Source organism: Chromobacterium alticapitis, from assembly GCF_002924365.1.
GTDB classification, from domain to species: Bacteria; Pseudomonadota; Gammaproteobacteria; order Burkholderiales; family Chromobacteriaceae; genus Chromobacterium; species Chromobacterium alticapitis.
The window spans coordinates 155,496-170,110 of sequence record NZ_PQWB01000017.1; the positions used below are offsets into that span (position 1 = coordinate 155,496).

Annotated in this window: 15 protein-coding genes; 10 read left to right on the forward strand and 5 right to left on the reverse strand. The window is 65.1% G+C overall.

Translation table 11 applies throughout. The annotated features are described in order from the left end of the window. Position 1 precedes the first annotated feature (1 nt). On the forward strand, positions 2-1,255 hold the full coding sequence (hemA, locus tag C2I19_RS04550; RefSeq protein ID WP_103901526.1) for a glutamyl-tRNA reductase: 1,254 nt from the start codon (positions 2-4) through the stop codon (positions 1,253-1,255). Beyond that, positions 1,255-2,331, forward strand: a complete 1,077-nt coding sequence (gene prfA, locus C2I19_RS04555) for a peptide chain release factor 1 (protein ID WP_103901527.1) — start codon at positions 1,255-1,257, stop codon at positions 2,329-2,331. The genes hemA and prfA overlap by 1 nt, the downstream gene beginning before the upstream one ends. A gap of 145 nt (positions 2,332-2,476) precedes the next feature. Here the strand turns inward: prfA and C2I19_RS04560 are convergent, their stop codons facing one another. The 4 genes from C2I19_RS04560 to C2I19_RS04575 are packed head-to-tail and all read right to left on the reverse strand — an operon-like array spanning position 2,477 to position 4,271. Then, entirely contained in the window at positions 2,477-3,058 is a 582-nt protein-coding gene (locus C2I19_RS04560; protein WP_103901528.1) for a c-type cytochrome, read from the reverse strand. A gap of 52 nt (positions 3,059-3,110) precedes the next feature. Further along, on the reverse strand, positions 3,111-3,527 hold the full coding sequence (locus C2I19_RS04565) for a DUF6691 family protein (RefSeq protein ID WP_103901529.1): 417 nt from the start codon (positions 3,525-3,527) through the stop codon (positions 3,111-3,113). Positions 3,528-3,531: 4 nt separating this feature from the next. Further along, positions 3,532-3,960, reverse strand: a complete 429-nt coding sequence (locus C2I19_RS04570) for a YeeE/YedE family protein (protein WP_103901530.1) — start codon at positions 3,958-3,960, stop codon at positions 3,532-3,534. Positions 3,961-3,962: 2 nt separating this feature from the next. Beyond that, complete coding sequence (locus C2I19_RS04575; RefSeq protein WP_103901531.1) at positions 3,963-4,271, reverse strand: ArsR/SmtB family transcription factor; 309 nt, start codon at positions 4,269-4,271, stop codon at positions 3,963-3,965. A gap of 103 nt (positions 4,272-4,374) precedes the next feature. Between C2I19_RS04575 and C2I19_RS04580 the strand changes: the two genes are divergently transcribed. The 8 genes from C2I19_RS04580 (at position 4,375) to C2I19_RS04620 (ending at position 13,705) form a co-directional block, all read left to right on the forward strand. Beyond that, on the forward strand, positions 4,375-4,593 hold the full coding sequence (locus tag C2I19_RS04580; RefSeq protein WP_103901532.1) for a YgaP family membrane protein: 219 nt from the start codon (positions 4,375-4,377) through the stop codon (positions 4,591-4,593). Then, positions 4,590-4,946, forward strand: a complete 357-nt coding sequence (locus C2I19_RS04585) for a carboxymuconolactone decarboxylase family protein (protein ID WP_103901533.1) — start codon at positions 4,590-4,592, stop codon at positions 4,944-4,946. Before C2I19_RS04580 ends, C2I19_RS04585 begins: the two co-directional genes overlap by 4 nt. An 86-nt stretch (positions 4,947-5,032) precedes the next feature. Beyond that, a complete protein-coding gene (locus C2I19_RS04590) occupies positions 5,033-6,943 on the forward strand; it encodes a B12-binding domain-containing radical SAM protein (RefSeq protein ID WP_103901534.1) in 1,911 nt (636 codons plus the stop codon). A 606-nt stretch (positions 6,944-7,549) separates the two neighbouring features. Further along, complete coding sequence (locus C2I19_RS04600; protein ID WP_103901536.1) at positions 7,550-8,200, forward strand: MBL fold metallo-hydrolase; 651 nt, start codon at positions 7,550-7,552, stop codon at positions 8,198-8,200. Next, the gene (locus C2I19_RS04605; RefSeq protein WP_103901537.1) at positions 8,200-8,517 is read left to right on the forward strand and encodes an MGMT family protein; all 318 of its coding nucleotides are present in this window, start codon (positions 8,200-8,202) and stop codon (positions 8,515-8,517) included. The genes C2I19_RS04600 and C2I19_RS04605 overlap by 1 nt, the downstream gene beginning before the upstream one ends. Before the next feature lie 245 nt (positions 8,518-8,762). After that, entirely contained in the window at positions 8,763-9,542 is a 780-nt protein-coding gene (locus tag C2I19_RS04610) for an outer membrane protein OmpK (RefSeq protein WP_103901538.1), read from the forward strand. 157 nt (positions 9,543-9,699) lie between these two features. Then, on the forward strand, positions 9,700-11,574 hold the full coding sequence (locus C2I19_RS04615) for a ribonuclease catalytic domain-containing protein (RefSeq protein ID WP_103901539.1): 1,875 nt from the start codon (positions 9,700-9,702) through the stop codon (positions 11,572-11,574). 475 nt (positions 11,575-12,049) lie between these two features. Continuing rightward, entirely contained in the window at positions 12,050-13,705 is a 1,656-nt protein-coding gene (locus tag C2I19_RS04620; protein ID WP_103901540.1) for an AMP-binding protein, read from the forward strand. Positions 13,706-13,743: 38 nt separating this feature from the next. On the opposite strand, the gene C2I19_RS04625 is transcribed toward C2I19_RS04620, so the two are convergent. Then, positions 13,744-14,565, reverse strand: coding sequence for an HDOD domain-containing protein (locus C2I19_RS04625; RefSeq protein ID WP_103901541.1), 822 nt, complete (start codon positions 14,563-14,565; stop codon positions 13,744-13,746). Positions 14,566-14,615 lie beyond the last annotated feature (50 nt).

The window sequence follows — 14,615 nt, forward strand, 5'->3', positions numbered from 1 at the left end:
CATGCATCTGCTTGCCCTCGGACTCAACCATCACACCGCTCCGCTGTCGATCAGGGAAAAACTGGCCTTTCCGGCCGATGCCCTGCCGCGCGCGCTGGACAGTCTGGTGGCCTCGCAGGCCGCGCGCGAGGCGGCCATCGTCTCCACCTGCAACCGCACCGAGATCTATTGCCTGAGCCCGGACCCGCACGCCGCGCTGGACTGGCTGTGCGAGTTCCACGGCATGAACCGCGCCGAGCTGGAGCCTTACCTCTACCAGCTGGAAGCCTCGCAGGCGGCGCGCCACGCTTTCCGCGTGGCGTCGGGCCTGGATTCCATGGTGCTGGGCGAGACGCAGATTCTGGGCCAGCTCAAGGACGCGGTGCGCAGCGCGGAAAACGCCGGCACGCTGGGCACGCTGCTGAACGGCCTGTTCCAGCGCACCTTCGCGGTGGCCAAGGAAGTTCGCTCCAATACCGCGGTGGGCGCGAGCTCGGTGTCGATGTCGGCGGCGGCGGTCAAGCTGGCCGAGCAGATTTTCCCGTCCATCGCCGAGCTGAACGTGCTGTTCGTCGGCGCCGGCGAAATGATAGAGCTGGTGGCCACGCACTTCGCTGCGCGCAATCCATCCTGTCTGACCGTGGCCAACCGCACGCTGGAGCGCGGCCAGCGGCTGGCCGAGCAGTTTGGCGGCAACGCCATCACGCTGGCCGAGTTGTCGGAATCGCTGTCGCGCTACGACGTGGTGGTGACGTCCACCGCCAGCCAGCTGCCCATCATCGGCAAGGGCATGGTGGAGCGGGCGATCAAGGCGCGCCGCCACCGTCCCATGTTCATGCTGGACCTGGCCGTGCCGCGCGACATCGAGCTGGAGGTGGACAAGCTGGACGATGTGTTCCTGTTCAGCGTGGATGACATCGCCGGCATCGTGGAGGTGGGCAAGGAGGCGCGGCAGCAGGCCGCGGCCGAGGCCGAGTCCATCATCCAGAGCCGGGTGGCCGAGTTCAACGACTGGCTGAAGAAGCGGGAAACCGTGCCGCTGATCCGCGCCTTGCGCGACGAGGCGGATCGCGCGCGCCGCCACGCGCTGGAAGGCGCATTGAAACAACTGGCGCGCGGCGACGCGCCGGAAAAAGTGCTGGAGGCGCTGTCCGTCCAGCTGACCAACAAACTGATGCACCCGCCCACCCAGGCCCTGTCCTCGGGCAGCGGCGCGGAGCATGACGCGCAGGTGCAGACCATCGCGCGGCTTTACCGTTTACACCCGGAGTCGTAATGAAAGCGTCTATCGCGGCCAGGCTCGCCCAGCTGGCCGACCGTCTGGAAGAAGTGACCCACCTGCTGGCCAGCGAAACGGCCACCCAGGACATGGAGGCCTTCAGGAAACTTACCCGAGAACACGCCGAGCTGACGCCGGTGGTGGAAACCTTCTCCGCTTACCGGCAATGCGAGGGCGACATCGCCGCCGCGGAAGACATGCTGGCCGATCCGGAAATGAAGGAATTCGCCCAGGCGGAAATCCTCGAGGGCAAGGACAAGCTGGCGGCGCTGGACGTCGAGCTGCAGAAGCTGCTGCTGCCCAAAGACCCCAACGACGACAAGAATATTTTCCTGGAAGTGCGCGCCGGCACCGGCGGCGACGAGGCGGCCTTGTTCGCGGCGGACCTGCTGCGCATGTACACCCGCTACGCCGAGCGCAACCGCTGGCAGGTGGAGATCGTCTCCGCCAGCGAGTCCGACCTGGGCGGCTACAAGGAAGTGATCGTGCGGCTGGTCGGCCAGGGGGCTTACTCGCGCCTGAAGTTCGAATCCGGCGGCCACCGCGTGCAGCGCGTGCCGGCCACCGAAACCCAGGGCCGCATCCATACCTCCGCCTGCACGGTGGCGGTGATGGCGGAGGCCGACGAGATTGCCGAAGTGGTGCTGAACCCGGCCGATCTGCGCATCGATACGTTTAGAGCCAGCGGCGCCGGCGGCCAGCACATCAACAAGACCGACTCCGCGGTGCGCATCACCCACTTGCCCACCGGCATCGTGGCGGAGTGCCAGGATGGCCGTTCGCAGCACGCCAACAAGGCCAGCGCCATGCAGGTGCTGGCAGCGCGGATTTACGACATCCAGCTGCGCGAGAAGAACCAGAAGGAAGCGGCCGAGCGCAAGAGCTTGATCGGCTCCGGCGACCGCTCCGAGCGCATCCGCACCTATAACTACCCGCAAGGCCGCATCACCGACCATCGCATCAATCTGACGCTGTACAAGCTCGATTACGTGATGGATGGCGACTTGCAGGAATTGACCGACGCGCTGATCGCCGAGCAGCAGGCCGAATTGTTGGCCGCGCTGGGCGATTGATGATTGCGGCCGGCGATAGTCGGCGTTAGAATCGTCGCCGGAAAACGGCGGACCGCAAGGTCCGCATGTTTCGGCCCACCGGGCCGGAGCCCGTTTTTCTCCGAAACTTGGGGCCGCCGCTTGGGTGGCCTTTTCTTTTTTCCGCTTACAGCGTGGCCAGATAGGCCAGCAGCGCCTTGATCTCGCCCGGACTCAGCGTCTTCAGGATTTCCTGCATTTCCATGCGCGCCGGCGGTTGCGGCTGCTCAGACACCTTCATCCGCTCCGCCAGGTAGCCGGCGTGCTGGCCGGCCAGCCGCGGCGCGGCGCTGCCGCCTTCGCCCTGTTCGCCATGGCAGGTGAAGCAAGGCGGCGCGCCCACGGCGAAATTGCCCTCGATATACAGCTTGCGGCCGGCTGCCAGCAAGTCCGGATCGGCTGGTTTGGCCGGGTGCGGCGCCGGCGTTTGCGTGGCGAAATAATGGGCGATCGCCTGGATGTCGGCGTCGTTTTTCAACTGGTCCCAAACCAGCTTGTGCGCGCCGCCATCCTCGCGCTGGCCCAGCCGCATCCATTCCAGCTGTTGCGCGATATAGTCGGCCTGCTGGCCGGCCAGCCTGGGCGCCGATGGCGGGCCGTTGCCGTCCCGGCCGTGGCAGGCGGCGCACAGTTGCAGCGCCAACTTGGGCGGGGCGGCCAGCGCCGCCGATGCGGCGCAGAGGAGTAGGGCGAAGATAAAGGCTTTCATGCAGGGCTCCAGACAGGCGATGATGAAGGTATAGCCGCCCGGCGCCCTCGCGTCAGCCACGCGCGTCCCAGGCGCGGTAAAGCGCCATGCCGGCCAGCATGGCCGCCAGGAACAGCAAGCCGTCGGCCAAGCCGCTGCCGGCCAGCACCAGCGCCGGTCCGGGGCAGATGCCGGCCAGCCCCCAGCCCATGCCGAAGATCAGGCTGCCTATGATCAGGCGGCGGTCCGCTCGGCGCGCCGTCGGCAGCAGCATGGTCTCGCCCAGCAGCGAGCGCTGGCGGCGCTTGGCCCAGGCGAAGGCCGGCAGCGCCGCGGTAATGGCGCCCGCCATCACCAGGGCCAGCGACGGGTCCCAGCGCCCGCCGATATCGAGAAAGCCCAGCACCTTGGCCGGATTGGCCATGCCGGCCACGATCAATCCCAGGCCGAAGATCAGGCCGGCCAGGGCGGCGCTTGCGATTCGTTTCATACCCTTATCCCCAGACATGACGGACTAGCCAGACGACGGCGAAGCCGGCGGCCATGAAAGTCAGCGTGGCGGCCAGCGAGCGCGGCGACAGCCGGGCCAGCCCGCACACGCCGTGGCCGCTGGTGCAGCCGGAGCCCTGCCGGCTGCCGAAGCCCACCAGCAGGCCGGCGGCGATCAGCAGCCAGGGCTTGTCGTCCAGGGCGATGGCCGGCGGCGCGGCGAACAAGCGGTACAGCCAGGGCGACAAGACCAGGCCGGCGACGAAGGCCAGTCGCCAGTCCTTGTCGCCGCCGGGCGCCAGCAGATGGCCGACGATGCCGCTGATGCCGGCCACGCGGCCGTTCAGCAAGACCAGCCAGGCGGCGGCCAGGCCGATCAGCGCGCCGCCGGCCAGCGCGCTCCACGGCGTGAAATGGTTCCAATCCAGGATCATGTCTATTCCTTGGGGCAGTACAGCTGATACAGCGTGGACAACACGGCCAGGGCCTTGGGATCCGCCACTGAGTAATAGATGCGCTTGCCGTCGCGGCGCGTGGCCACCAGGCCCTCGTTGCGCAGCACGCCCAGTTGTTGCGACAGCGTGGGCTGGCGGATGCCGACGCTTTCCTCCAGCTCGCCCACGGACTTTTCACCCTGGCTCAGCTGGCACAGCAGCAATAGGCGGTCTTCGTTGGCCAGCGCGCGCAGCAGGCCGCTGGCTTGGCCGGCGGCGGCGCGCATGTCGGAAAGGGTGATGGTGCTCATGCGGGACTTCCATGTCTTCAACAGTGCTTGACTTCAATATATCAATTGATATTATATAAATCAACATATCCATTTGACGGCATGGCCGGACAGGAGGCTGATTATGAAAGCGAATGTCGGAAGTTGGGACCGTATCTTGCGCGTGACCGCGGGCGTGGTTTTGATTATCGGCGCGGTGTCCGGCCTCATCGGCCCCTGGGGTTGGCTGGGCGTCTTGCCGCTGGCCACCGGCCTGTTCCGCTTCTGCCCGGCCTATCTGCCGTTTGGCTGGTCCAGTTGCCGCGCGCCGTCGTCCTCTTCCCAAACGGAGCAAAAACCATGAGCCAAGCCGTCAATTACCCGGAACTGACCCACGCCATCTCCAAGCACCTGGCCACCTTGCGCGCCGACGTGCCGGAGGTGATGCAGGGTTTCAATGATCTGGCCCGCGCCGCCACCCGCGACGGCGCGCTGGACAAGAAGACCAAGGAACTGATCGCGCTGGCGCTGGGCGTGGCCGCGCGCTGCGACGGCTGCCTGGGCTTCCACGCCCAAGCCTTGGTCAAGCTGGGCGCCAGCAAGACGGAAGTGGAGGAGACGCTGGCGATGGCTGTCTATATGGGCGGCGGCCCGTCCCTGATGTATTCCGCCAACGCGCTGGAGGCCTTCGAGCAGTTCAGCGCCAAAACCGCCTAGTCTCGATACCCGCGCTGTGGGACAATTCTTCATGGCCGGGCGCATGCCCGGCTATGCTTTTTGAACCACCCGCCGGATTTCGCCCCATGTCTGCCAGCTCTTTGCGCGTGCTGTCGCTCATCCCGCCGATGACGCAGCTGAACACGCCTTACCCGTCCACCGCTTACCTCACCGGCTTCCTGCGCTCGCGCGGCGTAGCGGCCTTCCAGGAAGACCTGGCGCTGGCGCTGGTGTTGAAGCTGTTTTCCAAAGACGGCATGGCTACGCTGCGCGAGCACGTGCATCGCATCCCCATGCGCCAGCGCACGGACTGCATGATGCAGTTCGACATCTCCTACGAGCGCTACGCCGCGACGATAGACGCGGCGATCGGCTTTCTGCAGGGCCGCGACGCCACGCTGTCTTACCGCATCGCCGGCCGCAACTACCTGCCGGAAGGTCCGCGCTTCGCCTCGTTGGACGTGTACGTGGACCCGGATGATCCGGATGGCGGCGACCCTTTGGCCTGGGCCTTCGGCGCGCTGGGCACCCAGGATCGCGCTCGCCATTTGGCCACGCTGTATCTGAACGATATCGCCGATGTGTTGCGCGAGGCGGTGGACCCGCGCTTCGAGTTCGTCCGCTATGCGGAATCCTTGGCGCTGTCGCAGCCAACGTTTGATCCTCTGGCCAAAGCCCTGGCCGCCGAACCCAACTGGGTGGACGACACCCTGGCCGCGTTGACGCTAGAGGCGATGGACAAGCACCAGCCGCAGCTGGTGTTGATCTCGGTGCCGTTTCCGGGCGCGGTGTACGCGGCCTTCCGCATCGCCCAGACCATCAAGCGCCACCGGCCGGATATCAAGATTTGCCTGGGCGGCGGCTACGTCAACACCGAGCTGCGCGAACTGGCCGAACCGCGCGTGTTCGACTACTTCGACTATGTGACCTTGGACGACGGCGAAAAGCCGCTCTTGGCGCTGATGGAGCATCTCGAAGGCAAGCGCGGCGTCAGCCGCCTGGCGCGCACCTTTTTGCGGCAGGACGGTGCGGTGCGCTACGTCAACCTGCAGGAAGCCGACGTGCCGTTCTCCGAATCTGGCACGCCTACCTGGGACGGCCTGCCGATAGACCGCTACCTGTCGCTGCTGGACATGCTGAACCCGATGCACCGGTTGTGGAGCGACGGCCGCTGGAACAAGCTGACCATCGCCCACGGCTGCTATTGGAAGAAGTGCAGCTTTTGCGACGTGACGCTGGACTACATCTCGCGCTATGAAACCGCGTCGGCCGAGCTGCTGGTGGACCGCATCGAGGCCATCATCGCCGAAACCGGCCAGACCGGCTTCCACTTCGTGGACGAAGCCGCGCCGCCCAAGATGCTGAAAGCGCTGGCCGAGGAACTGCTGCGGCGCAAGGTGTCCATCTCCTGGTGGGGCAATATCCGCTTTGAAAAATCATTTACGCCGGAGCTGGCCCTGCTATTGGCCGAATCGGGCTGCATCGCCATTTCCGGCGGCCTGGAAGTGGCGTCGGACCGCTTGCTCAAGCTGATGAAAAAGGGCGTATCGGTGGAGCAGGTGGCGCGCGTCACCCATGGCTTCGCCGAGGCCGGCGTACTGGTGCACGCCTATCTGATGTACGGCTTCCCGACGCAGACGGTGCAGGACACGGTGGATGCGCTGGAATACGTGCGCCAGCTGTTCGACAACGGCTGCATCCAGTCCGGCTTCTTCCACCGTTTCGCCTGCACCGTGCATTCTCCAGTGGGGCAAAACCCAGAAGAATATGGCGTGCAGCTGGTGCCGCTGCCCGAGGGCGACTTCGCCAAGAACGATGTCGGCTTCATCGACCCCACCGGCACCGACCACGAGCTGATGGGGCGCGGGCTGAACAAGGCGCTGTACAACTTCATGCACGGCATAGGCCTGGACGGCGACGTGCGCGGCTGGTTCGACGCGCGCGTGCCCAAGTCCAAGGTGCCGCGCCAGTTCATCGAACGGGCGCTGTATTCATAGGCGGAAGCCCGGTTTTATCGGGCGTTCCGCCTTGTACGCGATTCCGGCATCACCCTGGCCCTTGTCGGGCGGACTTCCCGCTCTCGAGGCCGCCGAGTAGGGCGGGCAGGCCTTAATGCCTTGCCCGCGATATCCCATCCCTCTCCCCAACCCCTCTCCCGCGGGGGGAGAGGGGCTCTCGCTGAGCCGGCCATGTTTGCCATGGGCGCTCTCATCCTTCCCCTCCCTGACGATGCCCATCTCGTAGGGCGGGCAGGCCTTAAGGCCTTGCCCGCGATATCCCACCCTTCTCCCCAACCCCTCTCCCGCGGGGGGCGAGGGGCTCTCGCTGAGCCGGCCATGTTTGCCATGGGCGCTCTCATCCTTCCCCTCCCTGACGATGCCCATCTCGTAGGGCGGGCAGGCCTTAAGGCCTTGCCCGCGATATCCCACCCTTCTCCCCAACCCCTCTCCCGCGGGGGGGAGGGGCTTTTCCGCTTGTGCGTAGCACGGGTTGGCCGGGTAGACCATGCCCGCGCCGCCCGTTGGGCAATCAAGCAACTTCTCCCCAAACCACCCCGGCCATGCCAAAATGGCAGATTCCGACATTTGTCCGCGAGCATAGCCATGGCCCTGAAATACCACGTGATTCCGGTCACCCCGTTTGCCCAGAACTGCAGCGTGCTGTGGTGCAGCGTCAGCCGCCAGGCGGCCATCGTGGACGCGGGCGGCGATATTGAGCGGATTCGCGCCTGGGTGGACGGCCAGGGCCTGACGGTGGAGAAGCTGCTGCTGACCCACGGCCACATCGACCACGCCGGCGGCGCGGCCAAGCTGGCCGAGGCGTTGGGCGTGGAAATCGAAGGACCGCAGCGCGCGGAAAGCTTTTGGCTGGACCAGCTGCCCACCCAGGGCCAGATGTTCGGCTTCCCGCGCAGCGAGGCCTTCGCGCCGCAGCGCTGGCTGGAAGAGGGCGATGTCGTGACCGTCGGCCAGGAAACGCTGCAAGTGATCCACTGCCCCGGCCACACGCCGGGCCACGTGGTGTTCTACAGCCCCACGGCCGGCCTGCTGGTGGCGGGCGACGTGCTGTTCCAGGGCTCCATCGGCCGCACGGACTTCCCCATGGGCAGCCATCAGCAGCTGATAGACGCCATCCAGCAAAAGCTGTTCATCCTGCCGGACGCCACCACGGTGATTCCCGGCCACGGCCCCTTCACCACCATAGGCGCGGAAAAGCGCGGCAACCCCTATGTCGCCGATCCGCGCTACCGCTGATGCCGCCTGAGTTTGCCCGCCGCGTGCTGGCGTTACTGGCCCAGGTGCCGCCGGGCCGTGTCGTCAGCTACGGCGTGCTGGCCGAACTGGCCGGCTACCCGCGCCATTCGCGCCATGTCGGCCATCTGCTGGGGCATTTGCCGGACGGCGTATCCGCGGCCTGGCATCGCGTCGTCGGCGCGGGCGGACGGCTATCCCGCCCGGGCAGCGAACATGCCGACTGGCAGCGCCTGCTGCTGGAGGAAGAAGGTGTTGCATTTCATGTCAGCGGCAAAGTCGATATGCGCGCCTGCGAGTGGACTGGCTGGATAGTTTGACCTGAAACAAACTAGAATTCCGCTTGCGCTCAGATACTTATCTCTACGTGGAGATATTTCCATGTGGCATTTGTGCAACGATTTGTAATACTGATGTCATTTTGCTACAACAGAAACACGTTTCTTTGCAGAAAAACGACAGAACTGTGACAAATCGTTTGCGTAAGGCCATTTCTGGGACTATTCTGCGCGGCGCTCGCCGACCCTGTCGGTCGCTTACTACACGAAAATAGTCTGGTGAAACAATGAATACTCGCAAAACCTTGCTGGCCGCCTCCCTGCTGGCCGCTTCCGCTCTGGCTCACGCTGATTACACCTTTACCGACGTTAGCTTCAACCAGCTGAACTGGTCCGACAGCACCCTGGAAAAGACTCAGGCTGCTCCGTTCGGCGCCAAGCGCAATTTCCAATATCTGGAAGCTGAAGGCGGCATGGGCCGTTCCTGGGGCGATGTATATGGTTTCTTCGACCTGGAAAACTGGAATCGCAACGACAAGGAAATGCCGGCCGGCGACCGTCGTTACACCACCAAGGTAGTCGCTCGTTTCAACATCACCGACATCGGCGGCGTGCCGGTCAAGCTGTACACCCACGTATACGACACTCGTGGCTACAACTTCTTCGACCAAAACCGCGTACTGGGTCTGGGTACCGACCTGTCCTTCGGCAAGGTATGGTTCAAGCCCTTCCTGGGTATGCACCAAGAGTTGAAGTATGGCACTGGCGCGCATCGCAACGGCTGGATGACCGGCTATGTGGCAGGTTTTGACTTCACCGCCTTCGGCCAACCGTTCTCCATGACCCAATGGCACGAAACCGAATTCGGCCGCTCCAACTACTTCGTAGGCGTTGCGCAGCCGAATGGCGTAGTGAACAAGCGTACTGGCCAAAACGGTGCCGTGTCTCTGTGGTGGAACGCGACCAAGTCCTTCACTGCTGGCGTTCAATACCGCTACGCTGTGAACAAGCTGGGCATCGCCGGCAACGAAAACGCGATGATTTACACCGCCAAGTACAACTTCTAATAAGAAGTTTTCCGGCTTGCTTCGGCGGGCCTGGATGGCGGCTTGCCGCCCTTGCTCCACCCCCGCCCCGCGCGGGGGTTTTGTTTTGTGCGGGTGCCCGACAGGCGGGGCGAACTGCTATAATCCGCCCTTAAATTCAACGGCCTGGCATGTTTTGATGAACGTTTTTTACGAAGAGAGCGGCAGTTTCAAGGTGGGCAGCATTGTGTCGCGCAGCGACGCCAGCCTGCAGGTGGATACCCAGCACGGCAAGCGCGCCAAGCTGAAGAGCGCCAACGTGTTCCTGGAATTCAATTCGCCGCTGGCGGACTTTTTGCCAGCGGCGGAAAAGCTGGCGGCCGACATCGATCTGGACTTCCTGTGGGAATGCAGCCCCGACGACGAGTTCGGCTACCAGGACCTGGCCGCCGACTACTTCGGCCATGAGCCGTCCCCCTTCGAGGCCGCCGCGCTGATCAGCAGCCTGCACGGCGCGCCCATGTACTTCTACAAGAAGGGCAAGGGCCGCTACAAGAAGGCGCCGCAAGAGGCGCTGCAAGCCGCGCTGGCCGGCGTGGAGCGCAAAAAGCGCGAGCAGGCGCAGATAGACGGCTGGGTGAGCCAGCTGAAGGCCGGCGAATTGCCGGAAGCCATCCGCTCGCAGCTGATGCAGCTGTTGTGGAAACCCGACAAGAACACGCTGGAATTCAAAGCCTTCGACCAGGCCAGCCGCGAAACCGGCCTGCCGCCGCTGCGTCTGGCGGACAAGGTGGGCGGCATCCCGTCGGTGCCGGACTACCTGATGGCCGGTTTCCAGATGGAGTTCTTCCCCAAGGGCATAGGTTTCGGCAAGTACGCGCCGCCGCTGGAGGCGCCGGAGCTGCCGGTTTCATCGGCCCAGGCCTTCTCCATCGACGATGCCAACACCACCGAGATCGACGACGCGCTGTCGGTCGAAGACCTGCCCAACGGCAACAAGCGCGTCGGCATCCACATCGCCGCGCCGACGCTGGGCGTGCCGCTGGATTCCGACATCGAGAAGATGGTGTTGTCGCGCCTCTCCACCGCCTACTTCCCCGGCGACAAGATCACCATGCTGCCGGACGACGTGGTGCAGGCCTTCACGCTGCAGGAAGGCCGCGCCTGCCCGGCGTTCTCGCTGTATGCCGAGGTAACGCCTGAATTCGAGCCGGTGGCCTTCGAGAACCGTATCGAGAAGGTGCATATCGCCGCCAACCTGCGCCACGCCGAGCTGGAGCAGGTGTTCAACGAGGATACGCTGGCCAATGATCCGGGCGTCGACTACCCGTTCAAGCGCGAACTGACCTGGCTGTGGCAGTTCGCCGAGGCGCTGGAGAAGCGCCGCGGCAAGTATGATCCCACTCGTCCGGTGCAGCATGATTACAACATCGACGTGGCCGACGGCCAGGTGTCCATCACCATCCGCAAGCGCGGCGCGCCGATGGACAAGCTGGTGTCCGAGCTGATGATCCTGGCCAACAGCGAATGGGGCCGCATGCTGGCCGAGGCCGACATTCCGGCCATGTACCGCGCCCAGAGCATGGGCAAGGTGCGCATGACCACCCGGCCCGAGCCGCATATGGGCCTGGGCGTGGCGCAATACGCCTGGAGCACCTCGCCGCTGCGCCGCGCCAGCGACTTCATCAACCAGCGCCAGCTGGCGGCCATGATACGCGGGGAGAAGCCGCAGTTCGCCCAGGGCGACGCCATGCTGTTCGCCATTCTGCGCGACTTCGACGCCACCTACGGCGGCTATCTGTCCTTCCAGGACAAGATGGAATACTACTGGTGCCTGAAGTATCTGCTGCAGGAAAACATCACCGAGCCGACCGCCGCCGTGATCAAGGAAGACCTGGTGCGCATAGACGGCCTGCCGCTGCGCCTGCGCATTCCGGGCCTGCCGGAACTGGCGCGCGGCGACCGCATCCAGCTGTCGGTGGTGAAGGTGGACCTGCTGACCCAGGACGTGGAGCTGCGCTACACCGGCCGCCTGGATCATGTGGAAGAGGATCTGGAAGACGAGGAAGGCTAAGCCTTCTCGCTTTCCGCTAGCAAAACAGCCGCCGCGCCGCCAGGCCCGGCGGTTTTTTCATGCAAACTGCCGGGGCCTATGCCCATCTGCGCGCGGCTGGCCATTTTGGCAAGGTGGCGCTCCGAGTCGGCGGCTAGGCGTCCTCCGCTGTTGCGTCCGCGCCGCAGCGGCGGTTCTGGCGCGCGCTTCTTTTGGCGGGGCGCGGCGATGGCGAACCGGCGGCGGAATCGCTGATTCCGCGTTGCGGCGGCTGGCCGCGCGGCTTGCGGGCGGGCGCTGGCGAGTGGTTTGCCGCTGGTTTGGCCAAGCCTGTTTGGCGGTTTTAATTCAGACGTTCGATTGAAATTGCGATGACGATGAATTAACGTCAAGGCTGCAATCCCGTCGCATCGCATGCCGTCGTTTCATTCGCATTCCCACGATAAAAACAGTCATCCGCCGCAATGCCCGCCGCTGCGGCGACAGGAGGAGAAACATGCAGGACTTTGCCCGCCATCCGGGAGCGCCGGAGCGCATAGAGGCGCTGCCGGCCCAGTCTCTGGGCCAGATGCTGGCGCAGGCCGTGGCCCGCCATGCCGCACAAACCGCTTTCCACAATATGGGGCGCAACCTGTCCTATCGCGAGCTGGACCGCCAAAGCGCCAGGCTGGCGGATTATTTCCGCCAGACGCTGAAGCTGGCGCCGGGCGACCGCGTCGCCTTGATGATGCCCAATCTGCTGCAATACCCGGTGGCCTTGTACGCGGCGTTGCGCGCGGGTCTGGTGGCGGTCAACGTCAATCCGCTGTACACCGCGCGGGAGCTGCATCACCAGCTGGCCGATTCCGGCGCCGCCGTCATCGTGGCGCTGGAGAATTTCGCGTCTGTGGTGGAAGAGGCCAAGACGGGCACGCCGTTGCGGCACGTCATCGTCACCGCGGCGGGCGATATGCTGCCCGCGCCCAAGCGCTGGCTGGTCAATGCCGTGGTCAAGCATGTGAAGAAGCTGGTGCCGGCTTACCGCCTGCCCGGCGCCATTCGCTTTCGCGACGCGCTGGCGGCGGGCCGGGCCGACCGCTGGCGCGACGAGCCGCGCGGCCTGGACGATCTGGCCATTCTGCAATACACCGGCGGCACCACCGGCATATCCAAGGGCGCGATGCTGACGCACCGCAATCTATTGGCCAATGTCGAGCAGGCCAGGCTGGTATTGGGCGAGGCTTTGCCGGAGGGGCGGGCGGTGGTGGCCACCCCGCTGCCGCTGTATCACGTGTTCGCGCTGACGGTGAACTGCTTTCTGGTGACCCGCTTGGGCGGCAACAGCCTGCTGATCACCAATCCGCGCGATCTGGACGGCCTGGTGGCCGAGCTGGCCAAGCATCCGGTCAACGCGTTTACCGGCGTCAACACCCTGTTCAATGCCCTGACTCACCATCCCGGCTTCGCCAAGCTCGATTTCTCCCGCTGGAAAGTCAGCATTGGCGGCGGCGCGGCGGTGCAGCGCGCGGTGGCGGAAAGCTGGTCCAAGCTCACCGGCTTGACGCTGCTGGAAGGCTATGGCCTGACGGAGGCCTCGCCGCTGGTGGCGGTCAACGCCTTGGCGACCGGCCATTACACCGGCACCGTCGGCCTGCCGGTGCCGGGCACAGAGGTGAGCTTGCGCGACGACGCCGGCCAGCCGGCGGCGGATGGCGAACCGGGCGAGGTGTGCGTGCGCGGGCCGCAGGTGATGGCCGGCTACTGGCAACGGCCGGAGGAGACGGCCAAGGTGTTCCATGCCGACGGCTTCTTCGCCACCGGCGACATCGGCGTCCGCACCCCCGACGGCCTGCTCAAGCTGGTGGACCGCAAGAAGGACATGGTGCTGGTATCCGGCTTCAATGTGTATCCGAACGAGATCGAGGACGTGGTGGCCCAGCATCCGGGCGTGCGCGAGGTGGCTTGCATAGGCGTGCCGGACGAGCGCAGCGGCGAGGCGGTGAAGATCGTGGTGGTGCGCAAGGACGCGGCTTTGCAGGCCGACGAACTGCTGCGCTTTTGCCGCGAAAACCTGACCGGCTACAAGGTGCCGCGCCACGTCGAGTTCCGCGAGGAGCTGCCCAAGTCCAATGTCGGGAAGATATTGCGGCGCGAGCTGCGCCAGCCGGCTTGAGTCCAGGGCAGGCTGCGCTGGCGCGGGCGTTGGAGGGATCAGAACAGCTCGTCCACCAGGGTGCTGGACTGCTGCAGCTGGTCTATCGCGCTTTCCACCCGCTCGCGCTCCAGGTTCAGCCGCTCCAGCACCCGGTCCGGCAGGCTGGCCAGCATTTCCTCGCTGGGCATGCCGTGGCGGAAGCCGGACACGATGCAGCTGGTCAGGCCGATCAGCAGCGCGAACGGCGAGGCGTCTTCGTTCAGCAGGTCATGCTGGTTCAGAATGGCCTCCTGGATCTCGTCCGGAAAGCTCCAGCGCCTGGCCAGCTCCGCGCCCAGCACGGTCAGGTCCAGGCCCAGCAGCATGCGCTCGGCGGCGATGCGGTCGGCGCCGCCGGCGATGATGCGCTCCACTTGGCGCGCCTGCTCCGGCGCGGCGACATACAACACGAGCTCGCCGATATTGGACAGCAGGCCGCAGGTATAGCCCAATTGCGGGTCCTGCCCGCACAAGCGGGACAGCAGCTTGGCGGTGTTGGCCATGGCGAAGCTGCGCAGCCAGAACGACCGCATGTCGAAGCCGGGTATGCCCAGCGTGGCCCCGGTGATGCCGGAGGCGATCACTAGCACCCTGAGGTTGTCGAAACCCAGCAGCAGCACCGCGTCGTCCAGCGAGCCCACCCGGCGGCTGCCGCCGAAGCGCGCGCTATTGGCCAGGCGCAGCACGCGCGCGCTGAGCACCTGGTCGTGCATCACCATGTCGGTGATGTCGCCGATGTTGACGTCGTTGCGATGGAAGCTGGCCATCAGCTCCTGCACTACCTTGGGCACCATGGGCAGCTTGCCGGACGCCTTGTCGAAAATTTCCGCCACTTGCATCATTTTTTCCCGCCAGCCTTGCAGGTTTGAGCTTAGGCAATCGCGCGGGA

Bases quoted from the DNA above. Each gene is read 5' to 3' on its own strand.
- hemA (WP_103901526.1), top strand. From the start codon at position 2: ATGCATCTGCTTGCCCTCGGACTCAACCATCACACCGCTCCGCTGTCG.
- prfA (WP_103901527.1), top strand. From the start codon at position 1,255: ATGAAAGCGTCTATCGCGGCCAGGCTCGCCCAGCTGGCCGACCGTCTG.
- C2I19_RS04560 (WP_103901528.1), bottom strand. From the start codon at position 3,058: ATGAAAGCCTTTATCTTCGCCCTACTCCTCTGCGCCGCATCGGCGGCG.
- C2I19_RS04565 (WP_103901529.1), bottom strand. From the start codon at position 3,527: ATGAAACGAATCGCAAGCGCCGCCCTGGCCGGCCTGATCTTCGGCCTG.
- C2I19_RS04570 (WP_103901530.1), bottom strand. From the start codon at position 3,960: ATGATCCTGGATTGGAACCATTTCACGCCGTGGAGCGCGCTGGCCGGC.
- C2I19_RS04575 (WP_103901531.1), bottom strand. From the start codon at position 4,271: ATGAGCACCATCACCCTTTCCGACATGCGCGCCGCCGCCGGCCAAGCC.
- C2I19_RS04580 (WP_103901532.1), top strand. From the start codon at position 4,375: ATGAAAGCGAATGTCGGAAGTTGGGACCGTATCTTGCGCGTGACCGCG.
- C2I19_RS04585 (WP_103901533.1), top strand. From the start codon at position 4,590: ATGAGCCAAGCCGTCAATTACCCGGAACTGACCCACGCCATCTCCAAG.
- C2I19_RS04590 (WP_103901534.1), top strand. From the start codon at position 5,033: ATGTCTGCCAGCTCTTTGCGCGTGCTGTCGCTCATCCCGCCGATGACG.
- C2I19_RS04600 (WP_103901536.1), top strand. From the start codon at position 7,550: ATGGCCCTGAAATACCACGTGATTCCGGTCACCCCGTTTGCCCAGAAC.
- C2I19_RS04605 (WP_103901537.1), top strand. From the start codon at position 8,200: ATGCCGCCTGAGTTTGCCCGCCGCGTGCTGGCGTTACTGGCCCAGGTG.
- C2I19_RS04610 (WP_103901538.1), top strand. From the start codon at position 8,763: ATGAATACTCGCAAAACCTTGCTGGCCGCCTCCCTGCTGGCCGCTTCC.
- C2I19_RS04615 (WP_103901539.1), top strand. From the start codon at position 9,700: ATGAACGTTTTTTACGAAGAGAGCGGCAGTTTCAAGGTGGGCAGCATT.
- C2I19_RS04620 (WP_103901540.1), top strand. From the start codon at position 12,050: ATGCAGGACTTTGCCCGCCATCCGGGAGCGCCGGAGCGCATAGAGGCG.
- C2I19_RS04625 (WP_103901541.1), bottom strand. From the start codon at position 14,565: ATGCAAGTGGCGGAAATTTTCGACAAGGCGTCCGGCAAGCTGCCCATG.